Here is a 15500-nt window from a genome sequence, read left to right as displayed (position 1 = left end):
TCCTCATATGCTGACGCCAAAAACGCACCTATCGATGGATTTCATCACGTCGAACATTGCGACCGGCAGAACGGACGGATACGCGCGACAATGCGCCGGACACGCGGAATCTCTCCCCATGCAATCCGCCACCGCTCACATCACCAATGTTCTATAGCCTTCCCTCTTGGAATCGCCTTGGCATATCAGGTGTTCCCCGTCAGATTCAAGGAGACTTTACCACAGAAGTCAATAAAAGGCCGATCTCACTTATCGAAATGAAATTCCGAACCAAACAAATTGGTCCATAGTCTTAGAATCTCATCAATATTCTGCTCAATGACGAATTGAAGCTGACGAATGGTTCGCTTTGGCAATCTTCCATGATTATGGGAAAAAACGGCATGCCCATCGGTCGTAATGACGAAACGCGCCAGATCCAAATCATGACCCCGCCTTACATGGACATGAACGCCATGATCGATATCCAAAGCCGAGAAATACACGGTATAGCCGCCGAGGCTGAACACCTCAGGCACTGGCATATTCCCGGTCGATGGCACGAAGACCGTTCACCATTGGCGAGATTTTCTCGAAATAGCGCTTGAGAAACGACCTGCCCGCGTCCGTGAATGTCGAGGACAATACATTGCCCTCGTTATCCAGCGTCGCCTTGCGATTGAATCCAATCTCAGTGATGGTGATGGTGTCGTCATCCCACTCGGTCCTAATGCCATCCTGAATAAACACATTGTCCGCAGCAGTCATCGCACACCATCTTTCCCATCACAGTGGCTTCTTGATATACACCCATTGTAGTAGGCCAAGGCAGGAGGTCAGTCGTTCATACATTTGTCTCTCGGCGTAATGTCGCTGTGGGGGGGGATTATACAGGGCCAAGGGGATGAGAAATACTATGGATAAACGATCCACTGTGGTTCTGTTCGTGGCGCAAGGTCTGAGCCTTGCCGCGATGAGCGTCGATCTGACGGTCACCGCGCTCGTGGGAAGCGAGCTGGCGCCATTCGCATGGATGGCGACGATACCTATCGCCCTGATCGCGTTGGGGACGGTGTTCGCCAACACGTTTGTCAACCGGCTCATCGCCCGCATCGGGCATAAGCATGTGTTCGAGGCCGGAGCGGCCATCGCCATATGCGGCGGAATCAGCTCGTTCTGCGCGGTATGGTTCCACAATTTCCCGCTTCTGTGCGTCGGCACATTCGCGGTCGGCATCTACCAGGCGGCCTCCAACTACTACCGATACGCGGCAGCCGATCTCAACCCCAACAAGAAGGACCGGGCCGTGTCCGTGGTGCTGTCCGCCGGTATCATCGCCGCGATCGTCGGCCCGCTGTTGGCGACATGGGCCGAGGGCCTGTTCCCCATCCACTACGCCGGTTCCTATCTCATTGTCAGCATCCTCGGCGTGCTCGCCTTGGCGACGGTGGCGCTGTTCCCCGCAAACCAGCGCATCGGACGCGCAGGACAGTCTGTCTCTCCGGCGCAAAAGATCGGTCTATTTGATCTCCTGCGCCGCCCGCGTTTCCTGCTCGGCATCTGCCTGGGGTTCACCGTGTGCTGCGCCATGACCATGATCATGGCCGGCGCCCCGCTGATGATGGAGCATGTGCTGCACGAATCCGACGGCACACGCATGCAGGCCATGCAACTGCATATGCTCGGCATGTATCTGCCCATGGCATTGATACCGTTGCTGAACTCCAAAACGCGCCGTCATGCCGTCTTCGTCTTCGTTGCTCTGGGCCTGGGACTTACCAGCTGTCTGCTGGGCCTGGGACAGAACGCACCATTCGTCGCGATGGCACTGCTTGGCATCGCCGTTGCCTGGGCGCTCGGCTACAACGAGGGCACGGTGCTGCTGGTCAGCTCGTATTCCGCAGACGAAGTGGCATCGGCCAGAGGCAAAGGCGAGTTCTTTCTCGTATGCGGACAGGTCATCGGCAGTCTGCTGGCCGGCTCCCTCATCGAGTTCCTCGGATGGCGCGCGATGTTGGCGATGCTGATTTTGCTGTTCGCGCTGACGGCCGGCATCGCCATCAAGAGCAGGAAGGCCATCGCATAGGCAGCAGGGACCGACGGTGCCGACGCGCGAGAATATCCCCCGATTACTTGCGACTGGAAAGGCGTCCTTCGGCAGCAATGGTCGGATTGTAATCGTCCTTGTCTTGTCTGAATAACTTCGATTCATTGATGCCGTTTTTTATCGCGGACTTGATGACGAAATACAGAACCGCCGCAATAATTGCGATAACGATGCCGTAGTATACGAGACCGTTGATCGTCCCCAGCACTGCACCCATTGCACCCCTCCCCTACATTGGTTTTAGAGTAAGTCTAACCACGCATCCGGCAACGTGCAATATCGAAAGAGGCTTCAAACGGCATATTGCAATGCCCGGCGCAACATATCTGTTGAAAAGCGCATGCTAGCGCACCAGACTGCATACCGCACACCGCATATCCGTCACTTACACGCAACTGCCGCCCGTCCGCACGGATCTGTTCCGTGTTTGCATGAAACTCCGCTGGGGTTGTTCGGAACTGCGGCCTGTTTGTATGGATCTCTGCCGGGTTTGTTACGCCAGATATCACAAACCCAGCAGAGATCCATACGAATCCACCGGAGTTTCGAACGAACCTTGCGGGGTTCCGAACAGACCCAGAGGAGTTGCACTCAACCAAGTCCCATTGACAGTGACGACGTCGTCATCACCGCATATCAATCCACCGCAATAGGCAGCCCTGGGCTTCGCGCTGTCTACAGGCCGTTCCGTTTCCGCGCAGAGCTGTTCGCCAAGAGCCCGACGACCACATTGACCAAGAGCGCAAGGATGAGGGTGACCGCCAACGCAATCACCATCCCCGATGCCATGTTATTGACACTCTTTGTCAACCATCCACCGGCAAGAATCTCAAAAGCGACGAGGAACAATGCAACCGCGTCGAAGAGGAATAGCGGCGCATATTGCTTATGTATCCGTTCCCACGTGTCCTCGGACGACATGACGGCCCGCGTTTTGATGCCCACCGCGTTCTGCAGAGGCAGCGTTCCGTTCTTCGCATCACGATATATCCCGGCAAACACCACGCCGATAATCACAGCCACCAACGCCTCGATAATGAGCATATGGCGATTGTATCGCCCCGGAATACCCCCCCCGTGGATTGACACGGCCCTCGCTAAAGTCACGACACCATGCGGCTTGGGGCGTGACATTGCGTGAACAGGTATATGCCGATTGGCAGAGTGAGCACGCCGCCAATGATGAATACCCATTGGATGTCGATTGCATCCGCCATCGGGGCGAAGAACAACATGCCCACTGGCATGCCGAAACTGCCGAGCATATTGTCCACGCCAAACACGCGCCCGATCATCTTCGGATCGGATTCGGTTTGGATGATCGTGCGATATGGCCCGACGAATAACGCCGAGGCGATGCCGAAGAACACATCAACGAACAGGAACATGAGCAACGTGGGAGCAAGTCCCATCGCCAACACGGCAAGTCCCACCACGGTGATTCCCACGGCGCATATACGTATATGACCGCGTCCGACATGCGACCCCAATGCGGATGTCAGCAATCCGCCCAACACCATGCCAGCGCTCCAGCACAATTCGTTTGCGGCGAGCTTATCGGTGGCGCTGGTCAGCGTGACGAAGCCTAGGTCGAGACTTTCGTTGGCATATACCCGCGCAACAAGCAGCAGGGTCAGATTCGTCGGAGCGACGGCGAATACGCAGGTCAACGCATTGGCCAAGACCACCGCACGAATACGACGTTGGCGCATCACATAGCCGAATCCGGCTTTGAGATCAGCGAACGTTCGGCGCACATTAGCTGCCAAGGACGCGCCATCGTTGTCCTGACGGCTGCTTTCGGCAGAGTGGCGAGAAATCCGGCCAACGACAGCCTTGACCGGCACATGGATCAACGAGACAAAACCCACGCCGATCATCGCCGTGACCACATCCAGCAACAGAATCGTCCACAGCGGCATGGCATTGATCAACATTGCGGCCAATGCAGGCGCCACGATCATATTCGCGGAATTAATCACGCCATAGATGGAGTTGACGCGCAGCAGTTTCCTCTCGGGAGTGATGTCCGGTATGAACGACTGCACCGCCGGCATTTGCACACCACCTCCCACCGAACGAACGAACAGCACCGCGAAAATGAAGCCAAGACCAGCCCAGTTGAAGGCGAAACCGACGGCAAGCAGCGCGGTGATGCCGGCGATGATGATGTCGGGTAGCATGATCAGCACCCGACGACTGTAGCGATCAGCCCATGAACCGCCGAGAATCGAAACCGCTGCCCCAGGCACCACGCCGAATAGCGTGGCAAGCAGCATGGAAGAACCGGTTCGGGTCTGCAACACGATCCACCACCAGATGGCATATTGCACGATATTGGAGCCGAGCAGTGAGCATGTCTGGCCGACGAGTAATAGCCCGACTTGGCCCCGCCAACCGTTTTCAGGCATGGCAGGGCCATGGATATAAGACAACATGAGGTGTTTTCCTTGACCTATAAGCGGATATGACAATATGCCGGCGACAATGCCGGAATCGTCACGCTTCGGCAGGACGGAAATCAAAGCCGCTGATCAGCAGCATGCATCTGCAATACATAATTCCGTTATCGTATGTGCGCTCTCATATCAGCGGCGCTTGTATTTCATCACGCGGACGCTCGGCTACCTCGGCGTCTGTTCCATATCTGTATGCCGCTATTGATCTCTCTGTACGACTAAACACTGGACATTTGCAGCAGAAACATTATCACGTGCGAAAACGAAAACGGCATGTTCCCAGCGTTTCGGCAATAGGAATCGCTGGAACTGCACCATCGTCGAAGGGGCATTACTTGCCCCTAGGCGAGGCCCAGCACCGTCATGAGTTGTTCATCCACTTGAGACATGATGTCACCCGGCATGACGCCGACACGCTCGCCCAGCAACCCGCGTTCCACGGTGACGATTTTGTCCGTCATCACATAACTCGTTTTGTTCAGCCCGTTGCCTGCATCAGGTTCGACACGCACCCGCGTGGCGATATCCGATGAGTCATAGGAAGTCAGCAGACAGGTGATGACGGAGTCGAAACGGGTCACGCTGTCGCTCTGTATAATCACCACCGGCCGGGGTTTGCTTGCGTAGCCGCTGGCACGAATGGTCCAGATCTCACCGCGCTTCATCAAGCATCCTCAAAGCCATATCAGACGCGAACGCCGCGGCATCGCGCTCATTATCGAACGGCTCGGCATCCTTGGACAGACGAACCTCATAGGGGAACCCCTTGGCATCGTTGAACATCGCCACGAACATGCGCAACGCATCCGAAGGCGTGGTTCCTAAACGCTTCGTGACATCACGAAACATCTCCGCTTGAGCATCATCCACTCGTGTGGCCAACTGCACACTCATCATGCCCTCCAATCAATGTCACTATATATTAATTGACAGCATTTTATAACACTTCGGTATGCTTTGCTATCAAACAACGATTTTTACGTCGAGCCGACGCCACATATCCAATGATGTACCCGACCACAGCCGTGACAAGCGTGGCGCCGAACAGGCTCATTGCAGCGACAACATCCATATCACCCACAATGTAGGCGGCAAGACCGAAATGAGCGCCCAACGCCACAGATAAAACCCAAAGTCCGCGACCTTTCATTCTTCCCAGCAGAAAACCGATGAACAGCATCAGCGCCGGAACGACCACCTGCATATAGACGCCGAAGAGAAAGGCATCCGGAAATACCCACCGGCGAAAAACCACGACACCATAAATCACCAGAAGCGCGATGCTAACGAAAAATCCATACCGACGCGCGAATGACAATCCCCTCTGTTCCATGTCGACCTCCTTATCGGCATGCGAAGTACGTGCAATTACCAGTCTGTCATAAACTCATGTACAAGCGCTGCGAGAGAACAGAGACATACTCATGTGCATACGGATTCCTCATGCTTTCTCGTCTCGATAACCGTCCTCGCGCATCCTTCAATCGGACAAAATGGACCACGTGACATACTCGGCGCATACATGCAGGCAAGCTGACACGCACGCGGCACTCGGAGCACGAACCCATGAGCTAGACCATCCCGCGCATAAAACAGATGGGTCATCCCCCACGTGAGAGATGACCCATCCATGTCAAACTATGCGGTATTTTCCGCCCGCAAATCATGTCGCACGCCCAGCGCGCCGCCATAAAAATGCGACGACGAAAACCCTTCGACTACTTGCCCTTGCTGACGTTGAATTTAAACTACGGTATGTTTCCTAAAACCCAGTCGCCAGTATGCCTTTTCGTCGCTTCGAATAAGTGAAGTCACCTTAAGGGCACCTCATTTATCTTTGCCATTTCAGGTTAAGGCATTGCCGGGATATGCTGCCGAAACGCAAAGAACGCCCCTCGCTCTGTGGCATAGCGCCGCGGAGCGAGGGGCATGATATCGGGATTCTCGATTACTTCTTGGTTGCGGTGATTTCGGCAACAACCTTAGTCGCGATGGCGTCGATCTGTGCATCGGTGAGTTCGATGCGCGCCGCCGGTTTGGCCGGGGTGCCCATGTCTCCGTCGTCCTGGCCTATGAGGCGCTTGAGGGCGAGCATGGTCCGGTAGATGCGGCTGCCGTTCCACTTGCGGTCGTCGGCGTCGGACCGGTATTCCTTGAGGATGGCGTTTGCCGCCTGGTCGGTTCCTTGGACGCGGTCGCGCATCGCGGTGCCGTTCTGATTGAAATTCCACACCGCTTCCGCGATTTCCTGTGCGCTTGGCATGTTTTCTCCATTCCACCGCAGGTAGCAGTCCCACGGATAGTTGTAGTAATGGCTGATGTTGGTCTCCCCGCCGGTCTGGTCTCCCGGGTTGCCGGAGATGGTGTTGTATTCGCTGATGCTGGCCTGCGCCAAAAGTCCGCCGCCGAGGTAGACGGCGACGTGCATGGAGTCGTTGAGCAGGACGTCGCCGCGCTGCGGATTCCCGTCGCATGGCAGGCGGATCCAGCCCCTTGATGTGAGGTTGGCGCTGAGGTTGCCGGTGTAGCCGGCGGTTCCGGTGTCGAATCCGGCTTCCTGGAGGCAGTGGATCACCAGCGAGCTGCAGTCGCAGTTTCCTCCGGCCGGGTCGAAGTGCCATCGGTCGTATTGGCTGTAGCCCATGTTGGCGTCGCGGCACCAGTAGACCATGCGCGAGCAGAGCGTTTCGATGCCAGCCATGCGCTTATCCTTCCACCGTTCCGTCCACCGGTGTAGCCGTCGTCTTGGGCGTGTCCGTTCCCTGTCGCTGGGCGATGCTGCCGTTTTTCAGCCCGTCCGTGAGTCGCTGGCCGGCAAGCGCGGCTGAGGTGACGTTGTTGTTGCGCCACCACGCATAGATGCTGGAGATGACTGCGATCACTCCGGTGATTGCCGCCGACACCTCGTCCGTGGTGAATGGCAGTTGGGATACGCCGGCCAGCGTCAGGCCGGTCTGGGCGACGCTGAACAGCTGGACGAGCAGCAGCGCGATGGCCTTGGTGCGTTCCACGCCCAGTCCCGGAATGGTGGTGGAAGCCGCCGCGTGGTCGGCCTTGCCTTTGGTGTTTGCCATGACATATTCCTTTCCTGGCAATAAAAAAGCCACCCGGTCGGGTGGCTGAAATCCTATGTGTCCTTATTCCTGCGGTTCGCCCGCGTGGGCTTCGATCAGCTCGTCGCGGTAGTGCTTGCCGACTCCGTTGCCTCCGAGCGCCGCGTATGCCTGGTAGGCGTTTTCCGCCCTTGTTTTCACGTCTGTGCTGACTGGCAGCCCCTGCTCCACCGTTTCGGCGTGCAGGCGGGCGATCTTGTCGAACAGCAGCGCCTTCATGCCGCCCTCGATGATCTCCTGTCGCTTGCGTAGTTCCGCCAATTGCGGATCCGGTTTGCGTCTGGCGTCCATGTGTTTGATGAACTGCACGATGATCGTGCCTCCGACTCCGCCGGTGCCGAGGATCGAGGTGAGTATGAGCGCCCAGACGGGCAGTGTTTCCGTCATATGGTTCTTCTCCTTGTCAGGTGATCTGCTTTGTCAAATTCCAGTACAGTGCGTCCATGCTGCGCTGCGTGCGTCTGCCGTCGCAATGGTCGAGGCCTCCGCGCCAAGACCAGTACGACGTGTCGAACGATTTGAACGGTATGGCGCCGGACTGAACCATGCGGGCGAGTTTCTTGAGCTTCCGTCGCTCCCTCGTGATGCCGGCGCGGCATGGCTTCACGACTATCCTGCCGGTCGGCGATATGCTCCACTTCTTCTTCAGCCAGGTGAATCCCCTGCTGAGTTTGACGATCTTGGTCTTCCTTCGGTTGAGCGTCAATCCGAGGTCGTCGGAGAGTTGTTCAATGCAGTCGAGCGCGTCCATTAGCACGTGCTTGTCGTCGCTGACGGCATACGTGTCGTCCATATAGCGGCCAGTGGCTTCGACTCCGCTGCATTCCTCCAGCCAATGATCGATGCGCCCCGGATAGCTCACCGCGAACAATTGGTTGGGTTCGCTGCCCAATCCAAGCCCCGCGTCGCCCGGCTCGCGCTCCACGAGCTGGCGCACGAGGCCCAGCACCCTCCGGTCGGGTATGAGCCGTTCGGCGTGCGCGAGCACTCCAGCGTGCGGGATGCTGCCGAAATAGTCGGCATAGTCGACGAGCAGGATCCAGCCTTCGCGCCCATACCTGCGGTAATGGCGCGACAGTTGGTGCTTGAGCCTATCGATGGCGTACTGCGTGCCGCGCCCGCGCATATTCGCGGAATTTCCAGTGGTGAACGTCGGAAGGTAGACGGGCAGCAGCGTGCGGGCCACCGCCTTCTGTATGACTCGCTCGGAGAACCGTGCGGCGGCTATGTGCCGCAGCTTGCCACGCTCCCACAGATCGAAGCATCGCAGCGGCTGCGTGAATTTCTCTCCGGCCAAGAGTTTGCGTCTTGCCTCCATGACGTTCGGCAGTCGTTTGAGCATGTAGCGTTGCACGCTGGTCTTCCATGAGACTCCGCTGGCCGCGTGGAACGCCGCGTCCTCCAGCACGTTCATGTCGACCACATGCTCCAGAGTGCAAGCCTGCGCGCGCTTCAATCGGTTGGCGGCGCGTTTCTCGTCGCGCCTGCGCCTTCTCGCCCTGCGGCGATCCTCGTTGCTCATGGATTACAAGAGTATTAGGCGCTCGGCACGGCTCTGACGTGCTGCCTGTCAGCCGCATAGCCGGACGGCATGAACCGTGGCGGGCAGCCGGAGCCACGACATGCACGTTAGCGTCCGCCGCCGGCGTCCGAGCGCATATTCACGCGAGGCTTATCGCCCGCGACGGTCAACGGCCCCTTCAAAACAATCCCGCTGCTTTCGCTTTCGCTACTCGGTCTGGGGAATGCGCATGGGCGCACTGTTTGAATCAGGGGACGGCCGCGCCGCCAGACCAGGACGCATTGTTGTTGTTGAGCGTACCGTCGGTGTTGACGTTGCAGGCATTCGTCGAGTTGCCGGAGTTGGCAGACCTGTCGGCCGTTAACCGAGCTTCGACGCTACCACCTTCGCCTGACGCAGCTGGTTGCGCAGCATCACCTTCATGCGCTCGCAGTCGGCGATGACGCTTTCCAACCGGTTCGCGTCCGCGCCGATGCCGCATTCGCGGATCAGCTGCAAGTCCATTATCAGGTCGTCGCAGCAGCCCACGGCTTCGAGGAAATGCCGCTTACGCTCCCATAGGCGTTGTTCGTCCGATGGGTAGAAGTCGCTGGCGTGGGTGATGTGCTGGACGAGTCTCTTCGCGTCCTGCACGGTGGGCAGCGCGATGGTGAAGCGATAGGATTTCGGCACGATTCTCTCGGATCCCATCAGACGGATCATCTGGATCTGGATCCGCCGCGCGAGGTCGTAGTATCCGAGCTTGGATTCGCCCCGGTTCCGTTTCAAAACTCCGCTCATCGTTTCAAGCATCACCCCCCCCCGCGACGATTTGTCAAATCGGAAATTTGTGTGTCAAAATTCGCTCGCCCTTACGGGCGAGAGGGTGGCGCACGCCGGAGGCGTGCGCCGGTGCTCGGCCTTCAGCCGAGCGTGAAGCAGGGGACGGCCGCGCCGCCAGACCAGGACGCATTGTAGTCGTTGAGCGTACCGTCGGTGCCGACGCCGCAGGCACCCGCCGAGGAGCCGGAGCGGGCAGACCTGAGCCACCAGTATGCGTTCTCGCTGCCGACCTGCCTGACGCGGTCGGACTGGTTCTTGAACAGCACGGAGAGGAAGTGGTTAGGCTCCCTGGTGCCCTGCGCTATCGAGGATTCGCCGGAGTATCCCTTGTTGTTGCCGACTTCGAAGTTGCTCAGCGAGAACACCTTGCACTTCAAGTCCTGCCGCTGGTTGTTGTAGTTCCACCACGGGATCGTGACTTCGAGGATGCTGCTGCGCGTGGTGGCGGGCAGCGCGTTGTAGAACGTGCCCTGCTCCCACGAGTGCAGCGAGCTGGAACCGTAGTCTGCTGTGCCCGACGTGGCGAACGCCATCTTGGTCGGCCAGCATTTCGTCGGCACCATGAGCGCATGATGCTTCGTGTTGGTCGGACTCAGATACTGGTCGAAGCTGGCGATCTCGTAGCGCATGCTGTTATTGGACACGGTGATGTCCATGTAGTCGCCGATGAACAGTGCGCTGAAGTCGTTCGCCTTCGCGCAGGCGCTGATGATCTCCGACGGAGTGGATCCCATGCCCTCGAACGGGAACCAGCCCTCCAACGGCTGGAAGCTCTCGGAGGGAACCTTGCCCTTGTAGGTGCCGGCATTGACTTCCTTCTGGCGCGCGGCAGTCCACGCGGCCTTCTCTTCGTCGCTCGGCCCGGTCTGGATCGCGGTGAACGCGGTGGAGGCGGTCACGGTCGGGTCGGAGACGCTTGCCGCGCGGATCGTGCCTTCGCCGCCCTTCACGTAGGTGACGGTGTACGTGTGCCTGTTGCCATCGGTCGCCTTCTTGGCGACGGTCGCCAGCTTCGTGTCGGAGCTGGTCACGTTCAGACTCAGATCGGTCGCGTTTGCGGGCAGCACGGTGAACACGATGTCGGCAGTGGTCTTCGTATCGCCGCTGATCGTCGGCTTGTCCACCGTTATCGATGTCACCGGAATGCGCACCGTGACAGTGATCGCAGCCGTCTTGCTTGGGTCGGCCTTCGAAGCGATGGTGATAGTCGCGTTCCCGCCCTGTTCCGGTGATTGAGCCGCAGTCGCGATCCAATCGTCTCCGGAAGTGCGGGATACGGTCACAAGACTTTCGTTGGAGCTGGTCACCGTATATCGCTTGTTCGTGGCATCTTCCGGCGAAACGGTGACTTTGAACGCACCGCTTTCGCCGGTCTTCAGTGTCATCTCGGTTTTGTCCACGGAAATGCCGGTAACCGCAACAGGTGGTTTGAAACTTCCGAGAACCGTTGGAATCATTGACATGGCCTATGCCTCCTTCAGAATGATGATTCTTGTTGAAAATGCTTCGCCCGGAGCGGCAGAGCAGGTAGCCCTCACACTTCCATCCGGGACTGATTGATTGTCCAAATGGTCGGAGAACACGGGGTTGGCCTGCGCGTATGCCTGAACGTTGTCCCATGTGGATACGGGTGCGATCTGGTTCAATGCGCCGAGTCCTTGGACTGCCTTGGTGGCGTTCCACAGGCCCTCCGCGTCCTGCGTGAAGTCGTCGGGATCCCAGTTGACGGTGAGATCCTTTGCCGACTGGGCCCCCTCCAGTTGGCCCTGCGCGTTGACCTTGATGGTCTTGCCGTCCACGCTCACGCCCACGCCGTCGGTGGTGGAGGTGATGCCTCCGTTGTCCTTCGGCCTGACGTTGATGCGCGCGGGCTGGTCTCCGGACTGCGGATCGATGCGCAGGCTGCCGCCGATGTTGACGTCCACCCTGCCGTCGGTGACGGTGGTTGCGTTGCCCGATGTGACGTTGGCGTCGGTGCCGTCACTTCCCCTTGGCACGGTCAGGTTCAGGGCCACGTCGCCGTTCTCGTCGGTGACGGGATCGACGATCACATTCGTGCCGGGTTCGCCCGTGGTGGTGGTGCCGGCGGTGAATCTTGGCGTGTGGGCCTTGATGCCGTCGACCCAGAACGCGAGCGTTCGGTCGGTCGGGGTGCCGCCAGCGTCCACGCCTGCGGTGGGCGTGGTGTTCTCGGCGGTTCCGACGCGGAACGTGACTCCGCTGATAGCTGCGGTGTTCTCGCCTCGGTCGCCGGTGACCAGTCCAGCGTCGATGACCCATTTATTGCCTTCGCGGCGCGGCGTGAACGTCGGATTGGATCCCGGCGGCAGCTTGCTGATGGTTCCCGGTTCCACGTCGAAGTTCTCGGCCGCGCTGGTCGCCTCGGCGGCGGCTGCCGCAGCTGCGTTCTGCGAAACCTTCGCAGCGTCAGCGCTCGCAGCGGCGGCGGTCGCAGAAGCATCCGCAGCGTTCTTCGATTCGGTCGCCGACGTTGCCGACTGCGTCGCAGTTGTTGCGCTGCTCGCGGCGTTCGAAGCGGAAGTGGCGGCATTGTCGGAGTCTTCGCCTGCCTGCACCGCGCTGGCGGCGGCCTGTGACGCGGATTCGGCTGCTGCTGTCTGCGAGGCCTTCGCAGCGTCAGCGCTCGCGGCTGCTGCGGTCGCGCTGTTGGCCGCGTTGGTTTCGCTGGTCTTCGCGTTCGTCTCGCTCGTGGCCGCGGCGGTGGCTGAGGCGGTTGCCTCGTTCACCAGTTCCTCGGCGGTTTCCTTCGCCTGATTGGCGATCTGCACGGCCTGCTCGGCGGTTTCCTTCGCCTGCGTGGCGGTCGCGTCGGCTTCCTGCGAGTTCTTCAGAGCGTCGTGCAGTTCCTTCAACGGATCGAGGATTTCAGGTGCCGCCGCGTTGATGACGGCCTTTTCCACGATCACGTCGATGTTGCTGGAGCAGATCACGTCGCCGTTCGCCTTGGTGATCTCCAACCCGGCGACGCTCGTTCGCGCGCCCTTGAGCAGCAAATGTCGTGGCACCGCCACAGACCATGCGGCAGTCGTATGCGTTTCGTCGAACTGATAGCTCTCCAAAGTCATCGTCTCGATGCCGCCGCCCGACGTTGGCGAAGACGGGGCGATGTTCCACAACAAGCGCGCAATCATGCCTGTGCCGTCGAGCGGCTTGCCCTTGTCGGTGACGATGATGCGGATTCGCCTGCCGTTGATATCACCGGCGTTGAGACGGATCGGCGGCACGATGTCGTTCGCCGTGTCGAAGAACACGTCGAGCGTACTGAAATCATCAAGAGATTCAGCCATGTCTATTCCTTACTTTCAGCTGTTTCGTTTATTGCTTCACTAGCCGCTTTCGATGAGACTGTGGTGATTTCAGAACCGTCAATATATAGCGCTCCGGCTTTGGGGCCAGTGGCTAGATGATGTCCACCGGCCCAGTCAATGCTCATACCGGCGGAACCGACGCTGAATCCCCAGTTTTGGTCATTTTTCAGGCTGATTCCTCCCGAGCCTATGGACAAATTTCCATATTGCTCAGACCTGAAACTCAGACCTCCGGATCCCATTTCCAAGTAAGCATTTGACCCTTTGTCTCTAAGGGCAATGCCTCCATCGGAGAGGATTATTTCCGCGTCAGCGGTTTCAAGCACCATGCTCTGATATGAGCCAGATCCCGAGCATGTGATGGTTGCGAATGCGCTGGAACTGTTGACGTTATTGTAAAAACCAACCACGGCTCCAGTTCCGGTGCCTGTAATCTTGACTCCCTGCCCATTCAAAGCAGTACTGAAGGTCGAGCCTTCCACCGTGCTGTTTTTCACGTCAAAGTTGCTTCCATGAATATTGGTTGCAGTCAGATCATCAATGGTTCCATTACTGATGGTCGCGCCATCAATGGTTGCGTTGTCTATAGTCGCATTGTCGATTGTCGCTCCATCGACTTCTATATCGCGCGTTCTGAAAATACCTTGGGAGAGGTTCCAAGAGTTGTTGTTCTTTGCATCATGTATGACGCCATTTTCGAAGTTGACTTCCCCTGTATCAAGGTTGATCCATGTTGACCCTCCCCTGAGTATCCCCGTGACGAGCATCTCTGCGGCGAATCCAGCGCCGGTTCCGATTGCCTTCCAATCCCATTCGCCGTTCGACTGCTTGCTGTTCGCTATTCTGAGGAATCCACCACCGAGTTGAATTACAGCAGTTGGGTTGTCGTCGATAGCACGGTCGTAGATGAATATGCCTTGGTTCGGCGTGAAATACGTCCAACCTCCGGAAACATTCATCTGCGAGTTCAGGCCGGCGAGCACTCCGCCGATGAACGACGGCTCCAAGTTCGCCGCCGCATCCCACCGGTCGCTCGACGAGATGAGATCCGTCACCGTGTCCTGGATACGCTTGTTGGTGACGCTGAACGGTTCGATGATGTTGCCCAGGGTGATCTGCGTGTCGGTCGTGTCGAGCAGATTCATGTCGATTTCCACGACGCGGCCTTCCACGCGGATGTCGGTCGGCTGGTCGACGAGCTGCACGCTGTCGCCCAACGCGATGCCCTGCACGTCGAGGCCTGCCGTGGCGAACGCGATGACGCTGGCCTCATACGTGACCTTCGGCTCCTTGACCTTGTCCAGGTAGGCCTTGGTTTCGTCGAGCAGCTGCTGCTTGTCCTCGCAGTCGGAGTTCACGTAGTAGGCTTCCACCGGTTGGCGCACGCCATCAGCGTCGGGCACTCCCCAGCGTGCGGTGGCCTGCGTGTCCTCCACGTAGTCCTTGCCGTTGTTGATGTCCTCGAACGTGAGTTTGCGTTCGTATCCGTCCTTGTCGTTGTTCTCCGCGTCGGTCTTCTCCAAGCCCTTGCCGCGTCCGTGGATTCGTGTGAACACGAGTCCGGCGCTGTAGGTGCGTTCGATGTCGACGAGATCCGCCGCATACTCGAACCGGCGCAATACGCCGGCCGCCCGCCCCTGACGCTTGAGCAGCGAAACGGTGCGCTTGGAGATACGGTCGTCCGTGGTCTCGTATGACACCACGGCCTCAAGGCCGAACTCGCCGCAGGTGTCCTCTATGGCCTGCAGCGAGTTCGTGTCGTAGAAGCTCAGGTCTGCCGTGCCACTGCCTTCGGCGGTGCCGGCAGTCCAGCGGGTGCCTTCCAGCGCCTTGCCGAGGCAGACGGTTGCGGTCGCGCCACGGTTGCGTTTCTCCTTGATGGCATGGCCTTCGAGTTCCGCGATGCTGCCGTTGCAGATGACGCTCACCAGCGGCTCGCCCTCGCCACGGCTCACCGACGGGGATTGCGCGATGTATTCGCGCGGATTGCCCTCCGGGTCGATGAACGTCACGTAGTCGCCGAACGCGAGCGCGTTCGGATCGGTGAACTCGAACGTGAGCTGGTCGGTTCCGTCGACGTTGCGCACGAGACGCGCGGTCAACGGCTCCGGCATCGGCGGAAGCGGATTGCCGTTCTGGTCGCTGCGTGCGAAATACATGCTTTGCGCT

Annotated in this window: 17 protein-coding genes; 1 reads left to right on the top strand and 16 read right to left on the bottom strand. The window is 58.6% G+C overall.

Annotation, left to right across the window (positions count from 1 at the left end; genetic code table 11):
- Positions 1–245: 245 nt before the first annotated feature.
- Positions 246–524 (bottom strand): DUF4160 domain-containing protein, encoded by a 279-nt coding sequence (locus AC1AUD_RS07415; RefSeq protein ID WP_476573539.1) that lies wholly within the window; start codon positions 522–524, stop codon positions 246–248.
- Positions 511–747: a hypothetical protein gene (locus tag AC1AUD_RS07410; protein ID WP_476573537.1), complete on the bottom strand. Its 237-nt coding sequence runs from the start codon at positions 745–747 to the stop codon at positions 511–513. The genes AC1AUD_RS07415 and AC1AUD_RS07410 overlap by 14 nt, the downstream gene beginning before the upstream one ends.
- Positions 748–895: 148 nt before the next feature.
- Between AC1AUD_RS07410 and AC1AUD_RS07405 the strand changes: the two genes are divergently transcribed.
- Positions 896–2065: an MFS transporter gene (locus AC1AUD_RS07405; protein ID WP_476573535.1), complete on the top strand. Its 1170-nt coding sequence runs from the start codon at positions 896–898 to the stop codon at positions 2063–2065.
- A 43-nt stretch (positions 2066–2108) separates the two neighbouring features.
- On the opposite strand, the gene AC1AUD_RS07400 is transcribed toward AC1AUD_RS07405, so the two are convergent.
- The 14 genes from AC1AUD_RS07400 to AC1AUD_RS07335 all read right to left on the bottom strand — a co-directional run bounded on the left by AC1AUD_RS07400 (position 2109) and on the right by AC1AUD_RS07335 (position 15490).
- Complete coding sequence (locus AC1AUD_RS07400; RefSeq protein WP_476573533.1) at positions 2109–2303, bottom strand: DUF6019 family protein; 195 nt, start codon at positions 2301–2303, stop codon at positions 2109–2111.
- 458 nt (positions 2304–2761) lie between these two features.
- Entirely contained in the window at positions 2762–3130 is a 369-nt protein-coding gene (locus AC1AUD_RS07395) for an SdpI family protein (protein WP_476573531.1), read from the bottom strand.
- Positions 3131–3189: 59 nt separating this feature from the next.
- The gene (locus AC1AUD_RS07390) at positions 3190–4524 is read right to left on the bottom strand and encodes an MFS transporter (protein WP_476573529.1); all 1335 of its coding nucleotides are present in this window, start codon (positions 4522–4524) and stop codon (positions 3190–3192) included.
- A 362-nt stretch (positions 4525–4886) separates the two neighbouring features.
- Positions 4887–5210 (bottom strand): type II toxin-antitoxin system PemK/MazF family toxin, encoded by a 324-nt coding sequence (locus AC1AUD_RS07385; RefSeq protein ID WP_476573527.1) that lies wholly within the window; start codon positions 5208–5210, stop codon positions 4887–4889.
- Positions 5197–5442 (bottom strand): type II toxin-antitoxin system RelB/DinJ family antitoxin, encoded by a 246-nt coding sequence (locus AC1AUD_RS07380; RefSeq protein WP_476573525.1) that lies wholly within the window; start codon positions 5440–5442, stop codon positions 5197–5199. The genes AC1AUD_RS07385 and AC1AUD_RS07380 overlap by 14 nt, the downstream gene beginning before the upstream one ends.
- Before the next feature lie 40 nt (positions 5443–5482).
- Positions 5483–5878 (bottom strand): hypothetical protein, encoded by a 396-nt coding sequence (locus tag AC1AUD_RS07375; protein WP_476573523.1) that lies wholly within the window; start codon positions 5876–5878, stop codon positions 5483–5485.
- Between the two features lie 615 nt (positions 5879–6493).
- Positions 6494–7246, bottom strand: coding sequence for an endolysin-like domain-containing protein (locus AC1AUD_RS07370; protein WP_476573521.1), 753 nt, complete (start codon positions 7244–7246; stop codon positions 6494–6496).
- Positions 7247–7250: 4 nt separating this feature from the next.
- Complete coding sequence (locus tag AC1AUD_RS07365) at positions 7251–7619, bottom strand: phage holin (protein WP_476573519.1); 369 nt, start codon at positions 7617–7619, stop codon at positions 7251–7253.
- A gap of 63 nt (positions 7620–7682) precedes the next feature.
- Positions 7683–8045, bottom strand: a complete 363-nt coding sequence (locus tag AC1AUD_RS07360; RefSeq protein WP_476573517.1) for a hypothetical protein — start codon at positions 8043–8045, stop codon at positions 7683–7685.
- A gap of 16 nt (positions 8046–8061) precedes the next feature.
- A complete protein-coding gene (locus AC1AUD_RS07355) occupies positions 8062–9180 on the bottom strand; it encodes a reverse transcriptase domain-containing protein (protein WP_476573515.1) in 1119 nt (372 codons plus the stop codon).
- A 360-nt stretch (positions 9181–9540) separates the two neighbouring features.
- On the bottom strand, positions 9541–9960 hold the full coding sequence (locus tag AC1AUD_RS07350; RefSeq protein ID WP_476573513.1) for a hypothetical protein: 420 nt from the start codon (positions 9958–9960) through the stop codon (positions 9541–9543).
- Positions 9961–10082: 122 nt separating this feature from the next.
- The gene (locus AC1AUD_RS07345) at positions 10083–11459 is read right to left on the bottom strand and encodes a DUF6273 domain-containing protein (RefSeq protein ID WP_476573602.1); all 1377 of its coding nucleotides are present in this window, start codon (positions 11457–11459) and stop codon (positions 10083–10085) included.
- 9 nt (positions 11460–11468) lie between these two features.
- Positions 11469–13310 (bottom strand): hypothetical protein, encoded by a 1842-nt coding sequence (locus AC1AUD_RS07340; protein ID WP_476573511.1) that lies wholly within the window; start codon positions 13308–13310, stop codon positions 11469–11471.
- 2 nt (positions 13311–13312) lie between these two features.
- Entirely contained in the window at positions 13313–15490 is a 2178-nt protein-coding gene (locus AC1AUD_RS07335) for a phage tail spike protein (protein WP_476573509.1), read from the bottom strand.
- Positions 15491–15500: the final 10 nt, after the last annotated feature.

It is taken from the genome of Bifidobacterium sp. LH_730 (assembly GCF_056355835.1).
The sequence above is the reverse complement of the archived record's forward strand: the minus strand, read 5'-3'. Positions and strand labels throughout refer to the sequence as shown.